This is a genomic window from Saccharopolyspora cebuensis, assembly GCF_039542665.1.
Lineage (GTDB): Bacteria > Actinomycetota > Actinomycetes > Mycobacteriales > Pseudonocardiaceae > Saccharopolyspora > Saccharopolyspora cebuensis.
Genome location: NZ_BAABII010000007.1, coordinates 1 through 17,042 on the forward strand (window position 1 = coordinate 1; position 17,042 = coordinate 17,042).

Here is a 17,042-nt window from a genome sequence, read left to right on the forward strand (position 1 = left end):
AGGTCCGAAGTACTGGCAGTCAAGGGGTCAGGGGTTCGAATCCCCTCAGCTCCACCCATCTGATCAGGGCCGATGCTAGCAAGCATCGGTCCTGATCGCGTTGTGGGTGACTCACTGGGTGACTACCCTCCCGCGGCGCCGTGGCAAGAGCCGATCCATCGTCCCGTCGCCGACTGGGTGGCCACCGCCGATACCGCCGTGCACGAGTTGTTGCTGGCGAACCTGGCGCTGACGATGGTGGGCTGCCCGGCCGGGCGAGTTGCTGGCCGGGCTCGGGCCCGCTTCGTGAGCTGATCACATCGACGGCGGCGGCAGCGGGCTGGATCTCGGTGTGACCGACTGCTGGAACGGATCGCCCGCGGTTCCGGCGCCCACCGCGACGGTGAGGATGGTGCGGAACTGGGCGTTGATGTCGCGCCGGTTCGCCTCGAACGCCGGGTCGGTGATCTCGGTGGTGTTGCCCGGACCGAACTCCAGGATCGGCGTGTGCACGTGCCCGCCGGGGATCTCGGCGCCCACCGCGTCGCGCAGCAGCGTCGTCCGGTAGGCGACCTCGTTGGACAGGTAGCTGCCACCACCGCCCGCTCGGGCCTGCGAACCGGGTGTCGGGCCGTCGGGCCGGATCACCGGCTCGGTCTCGCCGCGCGGGATCTCGGTCACCTGGGTGTTGTCGAAGACCGGGAAGCGGCCGGTGTCGGCGGCGACGATCTCGGCGTAGGGCTGGGTCGTCGGCACGAACTCCGGCGGTGGGTCGAGCGTCGGCAGCTCCGGCGGCACGGTGATCACGTTGCCGCGCAGCTCGCGGTTGTTGTCGATGCCTTCGTGCCAGCGCCCGTTCCAGCGCTCGATGTCGAACCGCTCCGGCCTGCCCTGGCTGACCGTGGCGAACAGGTCGACCTGTTCCGGTCCTGGCCGCACGTGTGGCAGGAAGGTGCGCTCGACGACGCCCCGCTCGAACGGCTCCCACAACACGGGGAACATCACGGTCTCGACGCGGGCCGGGCCCGAAGGCGTGTCGAGCACGGTGCCGTCGAGCGCGAGGGCCACCGCGCCGGACGGGTTGCTGCGGCGGATGTCGGTGTCGAGCTGGAACGGGTCGAAGCCGCTGACCAGCACTCGCTTGACCCCCGCGGGCGCCTTGACGCTGTTCTGGCCGCGCGAGCCGCGCTCGAAGGACGCCACCAGCTCGGCACGCTCGGCCGGGCCGAGCTCGAAACCGGGCTGCCAGCGGGCGAGCGACCTGGTCATGTGCAGCCGCGCCCAGTACAGCGGACGGTCGTCGTCCGCGGGCAGGTCACCCATCGCGGGCAAGTGGCCCTGCGCGCGGGCGACGGTGGTCTCCCACAGCCGCTTGCCCTCGGATCGCACGAACCGCTTCGCGTCGTCGTGGTCGTCGATGCCGCACAGCTCCTGCTGGAACTTCTCGGCGATCCGGTCGAAACCGCTCCGCCGCAGGATTTCGCCGGCGACGTCGTTGTCCAGCCGCCGTTGTTCGACGGTCGTCGGCGCGTTCGGTTCGAAGCACGAATCGACCGCACCGGCGGTGGCTGGAAACCCGCTGGCCAGCAGGGTGAACACCGCCGCGGCGCAGACGCCGCGCACACCGAGGCGCAAGTCGAACCTCCCAGGAGCCAGTGGAACCGGAGCGAGCCTATGCCACATCGGGCGCTCGCAGGGCGCTTCGCGTTGGCGAGTTCACGAAAAGCGGGCAGTCGGTGCTCGGCGCGGCGCGGCGCCTGGTCGGAGCCGGGAGTCCTCAGTGGAGTACCGCAGGTGCGCCGGATCGTCGGCACGCTTCCCGTCGATTGTCAGCCGACCCGAACAAGCCGATCCCGAGTTCGCTGGTCCGCGACGAGGTGCGCTACCGCTTGGTCTTCGACATGGACACCACCTGAGCCCGGTGGTTTCAGTCGGCCAGCGTCCGCAGAGGGCGCGGACCTCGTGCGTTTCGCCGATTGCTTCTGGGGCCGAGCCCCCAGACCCCCGCGGTGCGAGCTCCTGGCGTCCCGGCGTGGTGGCGTCCGCTGAGCTCCACCCCTGGACTGGAGACCCCGCTCACCGCGGTGAACCTGGTGAGCGGGGTCTCTTCGGGGTCCGGCGTCGATCTTCGGTGTTGCTCGCGCGCTGCGGAGTTGGGGACCGCTTGGGCACCGGCGGAGGTGTCGGGACAACCCGCCTGGCCCGAGGCGGCTGGGGGTCGTCAGAGGCCGTGGGTCTTGCCGATGATGTCGCGTTGGATTTCGCTGGTGCCGCCGTAGACGGTGGAGACGATGCTCGCGCGGTGGAGCGATTCCATGCCGTACTCGGTGGCGTAGCCGTAGCCGCCCATCATCTGCATGCCTTCCAGGGTCATGTGCTTGGCGAGTTCGGTGCATTTGAGCTTGGCCATGGACGTTTCGCGGGCGAAGACCTCGCCGGGGTTGGCGTCGATGGTGGCGGTGACGTCGTCGAGCAGGAGGCGGGCGCATTCGAGTTCGGTGGCCAGGTCGGCGATGCGGTGCTTGAGGGCTTGGAACGAGCCGATGGGGCGGCCGAACTGCTCGCGCTGCTTGACGTAGGCGAGGGTGTCGTCGAAGGCGCGCCGGGCGACGCCGAGCATCATCGCGGCGAGGATCATCCGCTCCAGGTTCAACCCGGTCATGAGCTGCGCCCAGGCCTGCCCCGGGGTGCCGACGACCGCCGAGTCCGGCAGGAAGCAGTCGGTGAAGTAGAGGTCGTTGACCTCCCGGCCGCCCATCGTGTCGATGCCTTTGATCTGCAGTCCGTCGACGTCGGTGGGCACCATGAACTGGGTGAGCCCCCGGTGCTTGGAGTCCTCCTGCGCGGTCCTGGCGATGAGCAGGACGTGGTCGGCCAGGTGGGCGTTGGAGCACCAGGTCTTCTGCCCGTTGACGAGGTACCCGCCGGTGGTGCGCTCGGCGCGGCAGATCAGTGCTCCGACGTCGGAGCCCGCTCCGGGTTCGGACATCGAGATGGCTTCGACCCGTCCGTTCACGACGCCGTTGAGCACGACATTCTTCTGCTCGTCGGTGGCGAACTTCTCGTAGCCCGCGGCAGCGATGATCGTGGTGCCGAAGCCGCTGACCGGGGCGCGCCAGTAGGAGGTCTCCTCGAGGAACAGGCACAGGTCGGTCATGCCGAGGCCGGCCCCGCCGTAGGCTTCGGGGATCGCGATGCCGAGCCAGCCGAGCTCGGCCATCTTCTCGTAGACCTCCTGGTCGTGCTGTGGCTCGCCGTTGTTGCGCTGCCGCTCGGGGCCGCACTCGCGGCGGCAGAAGTCGCCGATCGCGGTGACCAGGTCGCGTCGCTCGTCGGTCAGGATTCGTGGCATGGAAGGGGAACCTCCTCAGGCGTACATGGCGTCGATCGTGGCGGCGTGGCGTTCGGCGATGACCGGGCGCCGCAGGCTGAGCTTCGGGGTGAGCTCGCCGGATTCGGCGGTCCACGGGCCGGCGAGCACCCGGTAGGTCTTGACCTGCTCCACCCGGGCGAGGTGGGTGTTGGCTTCCGCGACGACGTCGTCGAGCGCGGCGTGGACCCGGGGGTGGCGGGCCAGCTCCGCCAGGGAGGTCGTCCCGATCCCGTTGGCCCGGGCCCAGGCGGGGCCGCCCTCCTCGTCCAGCACGAGCAGGGCGGTGACGTAGCGGCGCCGGTCCCCGATCGCGACGGCCTGGGCGACCAGGGGATGCGACCGGAGCAAGGACTCGATCCGGGTCGGGGCGATGTTCTTGCCGCCGTCGGTGATGATGATGTCCTTCTTGCGGTCGGTGATGGTGACCATGCCCCGCTCGTCGACGGTGCCGATGTCCCCGGTGGCCAGCCAGCCGTCCGGATCGGTGGCCGCCTCGACGCCTCCGTCCGGGGCGAGGTAACCGGGGAACACCACGGGGCCGCGGACGAGCAGTTCCCCGTCCTCGGCGAGCGACACCTCGATGCCCGGCCCCGGTCGACCGACGGCGCCGAGCGCGAACGCCTCCGGCGTGCTGACCGTCGCCGCGCCGGTCGTCTCGCTCAGGCCCCACACCTCGTACACGGCGAGTCCCAGGCTCGCCAGGAATTCGAGGACGGCGGTGGGGATCGGCGCCGCCCCGCTGACGGCGCGGCGGCAGTCGTCGAGCCCGATCGCGGCGCGGATCGGCCGCAGGACGGCGCTGTCGAGCTGGTCGTGCCGGTCCTGGAGATCGGCGGGGACCTCCTTGTCCGCGGACCGCAGCCGGAACACTTCCAGCGCGATGTCCCGGGCACCGGCCACCGCGACCGCCTGCTGGTCGTCGAGTCCGCCGAGCCGCGCCTCCAGCCCGGCGGCGAGCTTCTCCCACACCCGGGGGACGCCGAAGAAGCCGTGGGGGCGAGCCGAGACCAGGCTCGGCAGGAGCTGGTCCGGATCGGGGCAGAGGGTGACGTGGCCGGCGTTGCAAATGGGCATGTAGATCCCGAGCACGCGTTCGGCGATGTGCGCCAGCGGCAGGTAGGCCACCGTCCGCGGGTGCTCCGGTACCGGGATCAGGTGGTCCTGCATCGTCGACTCGTGGATGACGTTGCGGTGCGACAGCACCACGCCCTTGGGTTCGCCCGTGGTCCCCGAGGTGTAGACGACGGTCAGCGGGGTCTCGGGCGTGGCCTGCTCGGTGAGGTCCTCGAACGTCGCATCGACGTCCGCCGGCGTCGGATCGCCGCGCAGGTCCGCGTAACCGACGAACCGCAGGTCTCCGGGCGCGACGATGGCGGGGTCGAGGGCGACGACGGCGCGCAGGTCGGGCAGCTCGTCCAGCACCGGCTGCCACCGCCGCAACTGCTCGGCCCCTTCCAGGACGACCACGGTGGCCGCGCTGTGCTGGGCGACGAAGCGGATCTGCTCGGTGCTCAGCGTGTCGTAGGTCGTGCACGGCAGCGCGCCGAGGTGGATCGCGGCCAGGTCGACGACCCAGTGCTCGGGGCGGCTCGACATCGCGATCAGCATGCGGTCGCCTGACCGGAGCCCGAGCGCGGACAGGCCGCGGGTGAGCGCGGCGACCTCGGAACGCAGCTGCGACCACGTCCACGTCGTCGCGTCGCCGCCGAGCCCGCTGGTCAGCGCGGGGTGGTCGGGGAAGGACAGCGCATTGCGACGCAGGAGCTCGGTGATCGTCCGTCCTTCGACGGCGCGGTGGACCCGGTGTGCTGAGGACATGCCTTGTTCCCTTCGTCGCGAACGGCGGCACCGGTCAGGGCGATGCGGTGGGCGGTTCCAGCATGGGGACGAGGAACCGGCGGGCGACGTCGCGCACCTGCTCGTCGTCGTCGAGGTCGATGAGTTCGCTCGGGGTCACGAGGAACGACGTGGAGACGCGCACCATCATCTCGGCGACGAGGTCGACGTCGACGTCCGCGGAGACGTGTCCCGCGCGTTGTTCGCTGCGCAGCCGGTCCGCGACGAACCGGCTCACGGTGGCCATGGTCCGGCCGCCGTCACCGACCAGCGACGGCACGACGACGTCCGGCTCGACCGCCATCAGGCCGCCGATCAGCGGGTTGCGCCGGATGGCCCGCAACGAGCTGGCGAAGCCCAGCTCCACGCGGTCGGCCACGGTGCGGGCGTCTTTGATGTCGAGGCGGAACTGGTCGAAGTACCGGCGGAACTCGCGCCGGACCACCTGCTCGACCAGGGTGTCCTTGGTGGTGAACCGGCGGTACACGGTGATCCGCGAAACCCCGGCCCGCCGGGCGACGTCCTCCATCGTCGAGCGCCGGGTGCCCGTGCGGCAGAACTGCTCGTACGCGGCTTCGAGCACCCGCCCGATCGTCTCGTCGTGGTCGTCGGCGGGATCGGCGGACTCGGCGAACGCGCGTTCCAGCAACGACTCCGAGGGGTCGGTTCCCGTCGCGTTCAGGCTGGACAGTACGGGGTCCACGGAGCCGCCTTTCCGTTGGTGGGGTCTGGTGTTTCGTCCGGAAATGTGCTCTCCTTGATACGAAGAAGCACGACCTGTATCAGAGTATCAACCGGATTGCGGATAACTCAAGGAGGAGTTCGTCCGATGGAAGAGCTCAACAGGCGTAAGGCACTGTTCACCGGCGGAGCGCTGGGAGCCCTGGGGGCTCTGGGAATGGCGGCGCCGGCTCAAGCACGGTCGCTGTGGACGTGGTCGCCGCACGGCTCGGTGGCGGGCGCGGGAATCGGGGCCGACCCGCGCGGGGTGTGGGACCCGGAAGCCGACCAGGTCATCGCATCGCTGCTGGATTCCGGCGACGTCCCCCGGGTCAACGAGCTGCTGCGGACCTGGACGCGCAACGACCAGCCGCTGCCGAGCGGGCTGCCCGCGGACCTGCGGGACCTGATGGAGAACGCCCGCCGGTTGCCGTCGTGGGTCGATCACGGCAAATTGGCGCAGTCCTTCGATTTCACCAAGCGGCGGGGTCTCTACCTCGGCGTGCTGTACGCGATGGCCAGCGGAATGATGAGCACCGTCATCCCCAAGGAGGCGCGCGCGGTCTACCACTCCTACGGCGGAGCGAACATGAAGGACCGCATCGAGAAAACCGCCAAGCTCGGCTACGACATCGGCACGCACAACGCCTACTCGCCCGACGGCCAAATGACCGTCACCTGCGTGAAGACCCGCCTGGTGCACGCGGCCGTGCGGCACCTGCTGCCGCAGTCCCAGCCGTGGAACGACGCGGCACCCGAGGACGTTCCGATCAGCCAGGCCGACATCATGGTCACCTGGCACAGCCTGGCCACCACCGTGATGCAGAAGCTGACCGAGTGGAAGGTGCCGGTCCCGGCCGCGGATGCGGAAGCGTACCTGCACTCGTGGCAGGTGACCGCGCACATGCTCGGCGTGCGCGACGAGTACATCCCGGTCTCGTGGAGCGAAGCCAACTCCCAGGCCGAACAGGTCCTGCACCCGATCCTCGCGCCGACCCCGGAAGGCAAGGACCTGGCCGACATCCTGCTCGGCCTCGGCTCCGAACTGGACGGTGGCGTGCTCAGCAGGCCGGTGCTCGGCGCGTTCACCCGCTACACCCTCGGCGAGCAGATCGCGGAATGGCTGGAGATCCCGAGGGAGCCGATCTTCGACCCGCTGCTGGACACGTTCTGGCCGCCGTTCATCGCCGCCCGCGAGTTCGGGCTCAACTTCCCGGGCGCCGACGAGACCTACTGGCTCTTCGAGGAGCTGATCCGGCAGGTGGTCCTGCTGTTCCTGTCCGAGGCGAACTACCCGATCAGCATCGAGATCCCCCAGACCAACCGTCCGTCCTAGCACGACCTCCGCGGTGAGGGGCAGGGCCGGAGGGCGCGGACCGCTCCGGCGCCTGTCCCGCGGGGATAGCGAGTCCTGGAGAGGAGTCCAACAATGGCGGAGTTCAGCAGGCGCAGGGCGCTGATCACCGGCGGTGGGCTGGCGACGCTCGGTGCGCTGGTGGCGGCCGCTCCGGCGCAGGCGCGGTCCTTGGTCGGGTGGGACTGGTCGCCGAGCGGTTCCGTGGCGGGTTCGGGTGCCGGTGCGGATCCGCACTGGGTGTGGGACGCCGAAGCCGATCCGCTGCTGGAGTCGTTGTTCGAGCGCGGCGTCATCCCGCAGGTGAACGAGCTGCTGTGGAATTGGGAGCGCAACGACCAGCCCTTACCGGAAGGGCTGCCGGCCGATCTGCGGGATTTCCTGGAACAGGCGCGGCAACTGCCCTCGTGGGCGGACCACGACAAGCTGGAGCGGGCGGCCGAGTTCAACAAGGGCCGCGGTCTCTACCTCAACCTGTGCAACGGGCCGGGCGGCGGCATCCTGGCCACCGCGATCCCCAAGGAGGCGCGGGCCGTGTACCACTCGGCGGGCGGCGCGGACATGGAGGACCGGGTCGCGAAGACGAGCCTGTTCGGTTTCGCCGTCGGCTCGTTGAACGCCTACCGGCCCGACGGCACGTGCGTCGTCGAGTGCGTGAAGACGCGGTTGGTGCACGCGGCGGTGCGCCACCTGCTGCCGCAGTCGCCGCAGTGGCGGCAGGGCGCGGGCGCCGACGAGGAGATCCCGATCAGCCAGGAGGACATGCTGGTCACCTGGCACACCCTGCCGACCTTCGCGATGCGCAAGATGCGCGAGTGGGAGGTGCCGATCACCGACGCCGAGTCGGAGGCCTACCTGCACGTGTGGCAGGTGACCGCGCACCTGCTCGGGATCTCCGACGAGTACATCCCCGCCACCTGGGAGGCGGCCTACGCGCAGTCGGACCAGATCCTGGCCCGCAACATGGGGCCGACCCCGGAAGGCGTCGCGCTCACCGATATCCTGCTCGGCCAGCTGGCCGAGCAGACCAGTCCCGCGAGCCTGAGCAGGCCGCTGTGCAACGCGCTCGCCCGCTACCTGGTCGGCGACCAGGTAGCCGACTGGGACGGCATCGAACGCGAACCGGTGTGGGACCGGGTGATCCCCGAGGTGTGGCCGCTGCTGGTGAAGTTCCGCGAGGGGCTCATCCCGCTGCCGCTGGTGCCCGAGGTCGCCTGGACCATCGACGAGGCGCTGCGGCAGTACATCCTCTTCTACCTCACCAAGGGCGAGGAGACGAAGATCGAGATCCCGACCCACAACCGACCGGAGTAAAGCCTCGTGCGCAATTCGATCGGCCGGCGGCGGTTCCTGGGGTACGTGCTGGCGGGACCGACCCTGGTGGCCGCCGCCGAGCTCGGCGGGACCGCGGCGGCCTCGGCCCAGGGAACATCGCTCGCACCGACGCAGCTGCCGTCGCCGGAAATCACCGACATCCTCGACCTCAACGACATGATGACCGTGGCGGCGTGGCCGACGGCGAACCTGATCGCCGTCGAGGTCCAGCCCGACGGCACGGTGTCCTTCGCGCTGCCCCGCGCCGAGGTCGGCCAGGGCATCACCACCTCGACGGCCATGCTGATCGCCGAAGAGCTCGGGGTACCGGTCGAGCGGGTGCGGGTCGCCCTGGCCGACGCGCGGCCCGAGCTGGTGTTCAACCAGCTCACCGGCGGGTCCAACACGACCATCGCGACCTACACCCCGATCCGGATCGCCGCCGCCGTCGCGCGGGCGCGGCTGCTCGACGCCGCGTCGGCGGAGTTCGGCGTGCCCGCGGCGCGCCTCACGCTCGACGGCGGTGTCGTCTCCGCCCCCCGGCGCGGCAGCCTGGACATCGGCGCGCTCGCCGCGAAAGCCGCGAGCACCCGTGCCGAGCAGGTGGCGGTCGAACTGCGACCGCGGGAGTCGTTCACCGTCATCGGCGAACCGCACAACAGGATCGACGCGCTCGACGCGGTGACCGGGCGGAAGAAGTTCGCGCTCGACCTCGACGTGCCGGACGCGCTGCCGACGATGGTGTGCCGCCCGCCGACCATCAACGGCGCGGTCGGCTCGGTGGCCAACCTCGCCGAGGTCCGCGCCCTGCCGGGCGTCACCGACGTCGCGGTGATCTCGACCGGCGTGGCGGTGCGCGCCGAAACCTTCGGCCAGTGCATCGACGCCGTGCGCGCGCTGCGCGTGTCGTGGGAACCCGGAACCGCGGAGGGCAAGTCCGACGACACCGTCCTCGACGAGCTGCGCGCCGCGGAGCTGCCGCTCGGCCCGGAACTGCCGCTGACCCGCACGGTGGAGGACACGTTCACCTTCTACTTCCGCAGCAACAGCGCGCTCGAACCCAACTGCGCCGTCGCGGACGTGCGCTCCGACCGCGCCGAGATCTGGGCGGGGCTGAAGTCGCCGATCGTCGCCCAGCAGACCATCGCCGCCAAGCTCCGGCTCCCGCTCAGCGCCGTCACCGTGCACGTCACCGAGGGCGGCGGCTCGTTCGGCCGCAAGCTGTTCTTCGACGCCGCGCTGGAAGCGGCGGAGGCGTCGCGGGAATTCGGCAAGCCCGTCAAGCTGATGTGGCACCGCGCCGACGACTCCCGCCAGGGCCGCACCCACCCGATGTGCACGTCCCGCGTGCGCGTCACCTACGCCGGCAACGCGGTGCTGGGCTACGACCAGCGCCACACCAGCGTGTCCACCGACCTCGGACACGGGCTCGGCGAGATCATCACCGCCACCGCGGCCCGGCTGCCGGTGGGCGACATCGGCTTCGCCGCGACGTTCTTCCAGCTGTCCCAGACGATGTCGTACGACTTCGGCGCGAACAGCCGGCTGCTGTCCGAAACCGACACCGGGTTCAACACCGGCAGCATGCGCAACGTCTACTCCCCGGACGTCACCTGCGCCCGCGAGCTCATCGTCGACCGGCTCGCGGCCGAGATGGGTCGGGATCCCTACGAGTTCCGGCGCGCCTTCCTCCGGGACGAGCGTTCCCGCGCGGCGCTCGAAAAGGTCGCCGAGGTCGGTGGCTGGGGGCGGCCGACACCCGATGGCGTCGCCCAGGGCATCGCCTTCCACGCCGAGTACAAGGCCGTCAGCGCGTGCCTCGTCGAGATCGACTGCCGCCCCGAGACCGTCAACCGCCCCATCCGCGACGGTGTCGCCGGACCTCGCGTCACGAAGGCCGTCTTCGCCGTCGACGTGGGACTCGCGGTCAACCCGCGCGGACTGGAGGCGCAGATGATGGGCTGCGTGTGCGACGGCATCGCCCTCGCGCTGACCTCCAGCCTGCACCTGCGCGAAGGGCACTTCCTGGAGGCCAGCTGGGACGACTACTTCTACACCCGGCAGTGGAACACCCCGCCGGAGCTGGAGATCGTCGTCCTGCCGAACACCAGCGACACCCCCGGCGGCGCCGGGGAACTCGGCGTCGCCGCGTCCATGGCGGCCGTCGCGTGCGCCTACGGCCGGGCGACCGGGACGATGCCCACCCGGTTCCCGATCAACCACGACGCGCTGTCGTTCGACCCCAAACCGACCGTCCCACCCGTCCCGCAGTCGCCCACCGACGGCCGGGACCACGCCTGGTAAGGAGAACCGTTGCCCGAGCACACCTTCCGCGTCAACGGCGAGCAGGTCACCGTCGACGTCGCCGACGACGTCCGCCTGCTGTGGGTGCTGCGCGACCTCCTCGGCATCACCGGCCCGAAGTACGGCTGCGGCATCAACGTCTGCAAGGCCTGCACCAGCCACCTCAACGGCGAGGCGTTCAACCCCTGCGCCGTGCCGGTCGAGGACATCCGGCCGACCGACGAGATCACCACGATCGAAGGCCTGCCGGACACAGTCGGCGAAGAACTGCACCCCATGCAGCGGGCCTGGCTCGACCACGACGTCGCCCAGTGCGGCTACTGCCAGCCGGGCCAGATCATGGCCGCGGTCGCCCTCGTCCGCCGCGCGAGCTCCGAAGGCCGCACCGTCACCGAGGCCGATCTCGACACCCTCCGCAACATCTGCCGCTGCGGCACCTACCCCCGGATCCGGGAAGCCATCAAGGACGCCGCGGCACACCTGTGAGCCGCGGCGTCCGCCTTCGCCGCCGGGACGAGGAGTTGACCCCGAGCCCAGCGGTGTGCGCTGGAATCGCAGAAGCGGCTCCGCGCAGCCCGTACCTTGGGTGCGGGGGAGTGCGCGGAAAGCTCCGGCGCGGGACGCCGTGCGTCGGAGGGAGGTTCGTCGATGGCCGCCGTTCTCCTCCGCGCGCCCGTTCGCACCGCAGCGCTGCTGCTGACGAGGAGAATGAATGCTCGAAATCACCCAGCCGATCAAGACCGAGCGCCTGGTGCTCCGGCCGTTCACCGAGGCCGACGAGGACGACATGCTCGCGTTCGAGTCGATCCCCGAGGTGGCCCGCTACCTGTTCAACGAGCCGCGCACCCGCGAGAACAACGCCGAGGAGCTGGCCCTGCGCGTGCGGCAGACCGCGCTGCGCAAGGAGGGCGACACGCTGATGCTCGCCATCGAGCAGGGCGGCACGGTCATCGGCTACACCCTGCTGATCTGGCTCAGCGAGCAGAACCAGCAGGGCGAGTTCGGCTACGTGCTGCACCCCGACCACCACGGCAGCGGTTACGCCTCGGAAGCCTCGGTGGAGATGCTGCGGCTCGGTTTCGAACAGCTCGGGCTGCACCGCATCATCGGGCGCTGCGACCCGCGCAACACCGGCTCCGCGCGGCTGATGGAGCGCCTCGGCCTGCGCAAGGAGGCGCACTTCGTCGAATCGGAGATCTTCAAGGGCGAGTGGGGCGGCGAGCTGCACTACGCCATGCTCGCCCGCGAATGGGCGGAGTCCCGCTGGGCTTCGTGACCGCCTGAGCGGCGGCAGGCGCCGGTGGTCCGCGCCGCCACCGGTCGAAGGAGGACCCGCTGACCTGGGGCGCCAGGTCAGCGGGTCCTTCCCGTCGGTGCGCGGTCCTGGCCGCAGCGGACGGGTCCACCGCTGGGCGAGAGCGGCGACCACGGCCTCGGACGTCCAGCACCAGGGCCACCGGCCCGGCCCCGGCACGAAGCGATGACCAGCGCCACCCGGACCACCGGCCGGCCGATGACAGCATCGGAGCCATGAGCCCGGTTCCCGACCGCACCATCCCGGGCGCCGCCGCGGACGGGACTCCCGGAGCGGCCGAGCTGATCCTTACCGTGGTCCCCGAAGGCCACGCGCGCCGACCTGGAGCCCCGCCCGGTGAGAGGTAGCCCCGCCATGACCGACGACCACGAGCCCACCCCGGCTGAGCAGGCCGCCGTCGAGGACCGCGTCGTCGAGGACGTCCTGGCGTCCTTCGACGGCACCCCCGATCCGCGGCTGAAGCAGGTGATGCGGTCGCTGACGCGGCACCTGCACGCGTTCATCCGCGACGTGCGCCTGACCGAGCGGGAGTGGAACACCGCGATCGAGTTCCTCACCGCCGTCGGCGACATCACCGACGACGAGCGGCAGGAGTTCGTGCTGCTGTCCGACGTGCTCGGCGCCTCCATGCAGACCATCGCCGTGAACAACCGGTCGTACGCCGGGGCCACCGAGGCCACCGTCTTCGGGCCGTTCTTCGTCGAGGACTCCCCGGAGATCCCCCTCGGCGGTGATCTCGCGGGCAGCGCGCCCGGTCAGCCGTGCTGGGTCGAGGGCACCGTCACCGACACCGAGGGCGCTCCCGTGCCCGGCGCGCGCATCGAGGTGTGGGAGTGCGACGAGGACGGCTTCTACGACGTCCAGCACTCCGACGGCCGCGTCGCCGGTCGCGCCCACCTGCACTCCGACGCCGACGGCCGGTACCGGTTCTGGGGCCTGACACCGGTGCCCTACCCCATCCCGCACGACGGTCCGGTCGGCCGGATGCTCGAAGCCGCCGGCCGCTCGCCGGTGCGTGCGGCGCACCTGCACTTCATGGTCACCGCGGCGGGCCTGCGCACGCTCGTCACGCACATCTTCGTCGAGGGCGACCCGCAGCTCGCGATCGGCGACTGCGTCTTCGGCGTCAAGGACTCGCTGGTGAAGCGGTTCGAGCAGCAGGACCCCGGGACGCCGACCCCCGACGGGCGGGAGCTCGGCGACCGGACGTGGGCCCGCTGCCGCTTCGACGTCGTCCTCGCCCCGGCCGGGTCCTGAGCCTCAGCCGGTGAGCGTGACCACCGAGGGGTGCGTGCCGAACAGGCTCACCGGGCGGACCTCGCGGACCCGCAGCCCGGCGGCCTCCGCCGCGGCGCGCTGCGCCTCCGCCTCGTGCAGCAGCAGCACCGCGCGCCCCGAACCGGACAGCACCCGCCGGATCTCCCGGTACAAGCGGTCCGGGCGCGCGGCCAGCGAGCCGTGCGCGGCGACCTGGCGGTCCCAGGGCGGGTTGCTCACGATCCGGTCGATCCGGCCGGACGCGAGGGGCAGCCTGCCCGCGTCGGACCGCAGCCAGGTCGCCGCGGTGCCGGTGGCGGCGGCGTTCGCCGTGGCCGCGGCCAGCGCGCGCGGGTCGTGGTCGGCGCCGAGCAGCCGCGCCCCCAGGCCCAGGTCGGCGGCCTCGATGAGGAGGGTCCCGGTGCCGCAGCACGGGTCGAGCACGGTGTCGGCCGGACCGGCGTCGGCCAGCAGGGCCATGGCGGCGGCCAGCGGCGGGTGCAGGGTGCCCGGGGTCGAGGCCTGCTTGTAGGGCCTGCGGTGCAGCGGCCGGTCGGCGATGCGCAGGGCCAGCGCGGCCTGGGTGCCCTCGATCGTGACCCGGAACGACAGGGACCCCTCGGGCGGAGCGCTGCCGCCCCGCCGGGAGTGGTACGGCAGCCCCAGGGCGTCGGCGATCTCGGTGCCGACGGCGTCCTCGATGTCGTAGCGGTTGTAGTTGCGCTTGCCGAGGAACGACGCGGCGACGTCCACGGCCGTCGCGGTGCCGGCGCCGCCGCAGCGGGCCCGGGTCCGCAGCAGCTCGCCCGGATCGCCGGTCCGGGCGGCTTCGGCCAGCCGGGCCAGTTCCCGCTTCGTGTGCCCGACGTCGTCGACGACGTCGGCGAGCAGGAACAGGTCGTCGACGGTGCGCAGGTCCAGCAGGCGGGGGTCGGGGCGGTCCGCGGTGAACCACACCTCGCGGTGGCGGGTGCGCTCGACCCGGCCGAGGTCGCGCCCGGTCAGCTCCTCGGCGGCGACGTCCTCCAGCCCGCGGAGGGTCCGCGCCAGCACCCGCACCGTCACCGTCCTCGTCCCTTCCGTCGGCGGAGAAGCGCACGATAGCCGCCCGACGTGCGCGAGCGTAGCGCGGGGCGGAGCGGGTGGGCGGCTGACCTCGGCCCGCCGTTCACCGGGGATTCAGGGGCCGGCCGCGTGGCACTCGGCTCGGCGGCACCGGTCGGTGGCAGCTTTCTCGCCATGACTTCGATGCGTCCTCCGCGCCGGTCCGCCGCGTTCGCCGTCGCGGTCGTGCTCGGGCTCCTGGTGCCGCCGACGGCGTCGGCGAGCGGGCCGGTCGCCCCGGGGATCGACCACCGGCCGTTCACCGTGACCACCGGGCACGGCGCGGTCAACGGCCACCTGCTCACCGTCGACCTGCACCGGGCGCGGCTCGGGCTGCTCCACCCGGGCTCGATCGCCGCGCGCGACGAGGTGCCGGACATGGCCAACGCGCGGGGTGCGGTCGCCGGGGTCAACGGCGACTTCTTCAACATCAGCTCGGTGCACGAGGGCGTCGAGCCGACCGGCTCCTCGGTCGGGCCGGAGATCGCCGGCGGGCGCGACCGGAAGGGCGCGGTGCCCGCGGGCCAGCGGTTCGGGCCCGGGCTGCCGACGGGCACCTCCACCTGGGACGTGTTCGGCGTCGGCGTGGACCGCCGGGCGCGGGTCGGCGGCCTCGACCTCACCGGGTACGCGCGGACCAGCGAGGGCACCTTCGACCTGGAGGGCCTGAACCAGTACGCGCTGGCGGAGGACGGCATCGGCGTGTTCACCAGCGAGTGGGGCCCCATGTCGCGGGTGCGCTCGACCTGCGGTTCCGACGCGAGCCGGGAGACGCCGTGCAGCGCGGAGACCGAGGAGGTCGTCGTGCGGGACGGGGTCGTGGTCGCCGAGCACGAGGAACCCGGTGCCGGGGCGATCCCGCGCGGCACCACCGTGCTGGTGGGTCGGGAGGACGGCGCCGCCGAGCTGGAGTCCCTCGATCCGGGCGACCGGGTGCGCGTGCGGCCCCGGCTGGTCGCCGAGGACGCCCCGCCGTTCCGGTTCGCGGTGGGCGGTTTCCCGATCCTGCGCGACGGGGCGCCGCTGGCCGGGCTCGACGCGGGTGAGCTCGCGCCCCGCACGGCCGCCGGGGCCAGCGCCGACGGCCGGTTCGCCTACCTCGTCGTGGTGGACGGCCGCTCCGCGGTCAGCGCCGGGATGACCGTCGCCGAGCTGGCCGACCTGCTGCGTTCGTTCGGCGCCGACGACGCGGTCAACCTCGACGGCGGCGGCTCGTCGACGTTCGCGCTGCGCGGGCCCGGCGAGGACGCGGCCACGGTGCGCAACGTGCCCTCGGACGGCAAGCCCCGCCCGGTCGCCAACGGCATCGGCGTGTTCCCGCGCTGAGCGGTGGCGGAACGCGGGAACGGTCGGGGAAAAGCGGTGCGCGCGCAATTCCCCGCGCCGGATCGGCGAAAAGGGCGCGAAAGCGGTGATCCCGCCGCATTCCGGTCACCGGCTCGGCGGCATTTTCCGCAGCGGGGAACCCCGGCCGCCCTCGCCGCGGGAACGTCGAGCCGCTGACGTGCTGGTACGTCGGGTCGACGGGTGCGGGCCGACCGCGTTCGGTGATCGCCGATTCGGCCGTTCGGTCGGCGCCGCCATGCGAATGCCGCACCCCGATTCCGCTTCGGGTAATTGCGGATTTCCAGGTGCGGCGCGTTCCGGAATTGTGGGTCGTTGACGGCCTCGAATCGGATCCCTATTCTCGGCATCATGGTTGCCCAGAATTCGGACGATTCCGTCTATTGGCAGCTCGTTTCCTTCGCGACCAGCCACGAGGACGTCGTGCTGATGCGCGCGTTCGCCGGCACCGCCCCCGGGTACTTCGTGGACGTCGGGGCGGCGGACCCGGTCCTGGCCAACGTGGTGAAGAACCTGTCCGAGCACCTGGGGTGGACCGGGGTGCACATCGAACCCGACGAGCACTTCGCCGACCGCCTCGAAGCGGCCTACCCGGGCGATCACGTGCTGCGGTCGGTGGTCGGCGCAGCGGAAGGCACCGCCGAGTTCTTCGACGTCGACGACGGCTGGTTGTCCACCGCCAACGCCGAGCTGGCGGGCCGGTACGCGGCCGAGGGCAGGACGGTCGTCCCGCGCACCGCGGCGGTCACCACGCTGGACGCCGTCCTGCGCGCCGTCGGCGCCCCGACGCCCATCGACGTGCTCAAGATCGACGTGGAGGGCGCCGAGGCCGACGTGCTCGCCGGCCTGTCCTTCGACGTCTGGCGACCCCGCGTCGTGGTGGTGGACGCCACCGTCCCGCTGCACGGGACCGCGACGGCCGACTTCGACGACCTCGCGCGGCTGGGCTACCGGCGCACCCTGTTCGACGGGTGCAACGCCTTCTACGTCGCGCCCGAGGAGAGCGGTGAGCTCGCCGAGGCGCTGAGCGTGCCCGCGAACGTGTTCGACCAGTACGCGCCGATGATCTGGTTCCTCCAGCTCGACGAGGACCAGCGCCCGCCGGTCCGGCTCGCCCCGCGCAGCCTGATGTGACGCCCGGG

Annotated in this window: 13 protein-coding genes; 8 read left to right on the top strand and 5 right to left on the bottom strand. The window is 71.6% G+C overall.

Going from position 1 to position 17,042, the window contains the following annotated elements:
- Window positions 1-294: 294 nt before the first annotated feature.
- From ABD976_RS13075 to ABD976_RS13090, 4 genes are all read right to left on the bottom strand, one after another.
- Complete coding sequence (locus ABD976_RS13075; protein WP_345362598.1) at window positions 295-1,614, bottom strand: pyroglutamyl peptidase; 1,320 nt, start codon at window positions 1,612-1,614, stop codon at window positions 295-297.
- A 586-nt stretch (window positions 1,615-2,200) separates the two neighbouring features.
- Window positions 2,201-3,331: an acyl-CoA dehydrogenase family protein gene (locus ABD976_RS13080; RefSeq protein ID WP_345362601.1), complete on the bottom strand. Its 1,131-nt coding sequence runs from the start codon at window positions 3,329-3,331 to the stop codon at window positions 2,201-2,203.
- Between the two features lie 15 nt (window positions 3,332-3,346).
- Entirely contained in the window at window positions 3,347-5,170 is a 1,824-nt protein-coding gene (locus ABD976_RS13085) for an AMP-dependent synthetase/ligase (RefSeq protein WP_345362604.1), read from the bottom strand.
- A 34-nt stretch (window positions 5,171-5,204) separates the two neighbouring features.
- Window positions 5,205-5,891, bottom strand: a complete 687-nt coding sequence (locus ABD976_RS13090; RefSeq protein ID WP_345362607.1) for a TetR/AcrR family transcriptional regulator — start codon at window positions 5,889-5,891, stop codon at window positions 5,205-5,207.
- A gap of 126 nt (window positions 5,892-6,017) precedes the next feature.
- Here ABD976_RS13090 and ABD976_RS13095 point away from each other — a divergent pair, with 126 nt between their 5' ends.
- The 6 genes from ABD976_RS13095 (at window position 6,018) to ABD976_RS13120 (ending at window position 13,452) form a co-directional block, all read left to right on the top strand.
- Window positions 6,018-7,244, top strand: a complete 1,227-nt coding sequence (locus ABD976_RS13095; protein WP_345362610.1) for an oxygenase MpaB family protein — start codon at window positions 6,018-6,020, stop codon at window positions 7,242-7,244.
- Window positions 7,245-7,337: 93 nt separating this feature from the next.
- Window positions 7,338-8,576, top strand: a complete 1,239-nt coding sequence (locus ABD976_RS13100; protein WP_345362613.1) for an oxygenase MpaB family protein — start codon at window positions 7,338-7,340, stop codon at window positions 8,574-8,576.
- Window positions 8,577-8,582: 6 nt separating this feature from the next.
- Complete coding sequence (locus tag ABD976_RS13105; protein ID WP_345362616.1) at window positions 8,583-10,880, top strand: molybdopterin cofactor-binding domain-containing protein; 2,298 nt, start codon at window positions 8,583-8,585, stop codon at window positions 10,878-10,880.
- 9 nt (window positions 10,881-10,889) lie between these two features.
- A complete protein-coding gene (locus ABD976_RS13110; RefSeq protein WP_345362618.1) occupies window positions 10,890-11,366 on the top strand; it encodes a (2Fe-2S)-binding protein in 477 nt (158 codons plus the stop codon).
- Window positions 11,367-11,592: 226 nt separating this feature from the next.
- Window positions 11,593-12,156: a GNAT family N-acetyltransferase gene (locus ABD976_RS13115; RefSeq protein WP_345362620.1), complete on the top strand. Its 564-nt coding sequence runs from the start codon at window positions 11,593-11,595 to the stop codon at window positions 12,154-12,156.
- A gap of 393 nt (window positions 12,157-12,549) precedes the next feature.
- Window positions 12,550-13,452 (top strand): dioxygenase family protein, encoded by a 903-nt coding sequence (locus ABD976_RS13120; protein WP_345362622.1) that lies wholly within the window; start codon window positions 12,550-12,552, stop codon window positions 13,450-13,452.
- A gap of 3 nt (window positions 13,453-13,455) precedes the next feature.
- Here the strand turns inward: ABD976_RS13120 and ABD976_RS13125 are convergent, their stop codons facing one another.
- Window positions 13,456-14,517, bottom strand: coding sequence for a methyltransferase domain-containing protein (locus ABD976_RS13125; protein WP_345362625.1), 1,062 nt, complete (start codon window positions 14,515-14,517; stop codon window positions 13,456-13,458).
- Between the two features lie 174 nt (window positions 14,518-14,691).
- Between ABD976_RS13125 and ABD976_RS13130 the strand changes: the two genes are divergently transcribed.
- Both ABD976_RS13130 and ABD976_RS13135 read left to right on the top strand, forming a co-directional pair.
- Complete coding sequence (locus ABD976_RS13130; RefSeq protein WP_345362628.1) at window positions 14,692-15,882, top strand: phosphodiester glycosidase family protein; 1,191 nt, start codon at window positions 14,692-14,694, stop codon at window positions 15,880-15,882.
- Window positions 15,883-16,251: 369 nt separating this feature from the next.
- The gene (locus ABD976_RS13135) at window positions 16,252-17,034 is read left to right on the top strand and encodes an FkbM family methyltransferase (RefSeq protein ID WP_345362631.1); all 783 of its coding nucleotides are present in this window, start codon (window positions 16,252-16,254) and stop codon (window positions 17,032-17,034) included.
- Window positions 17,035-17,042 lie beyond the last annotated feature (8 nt).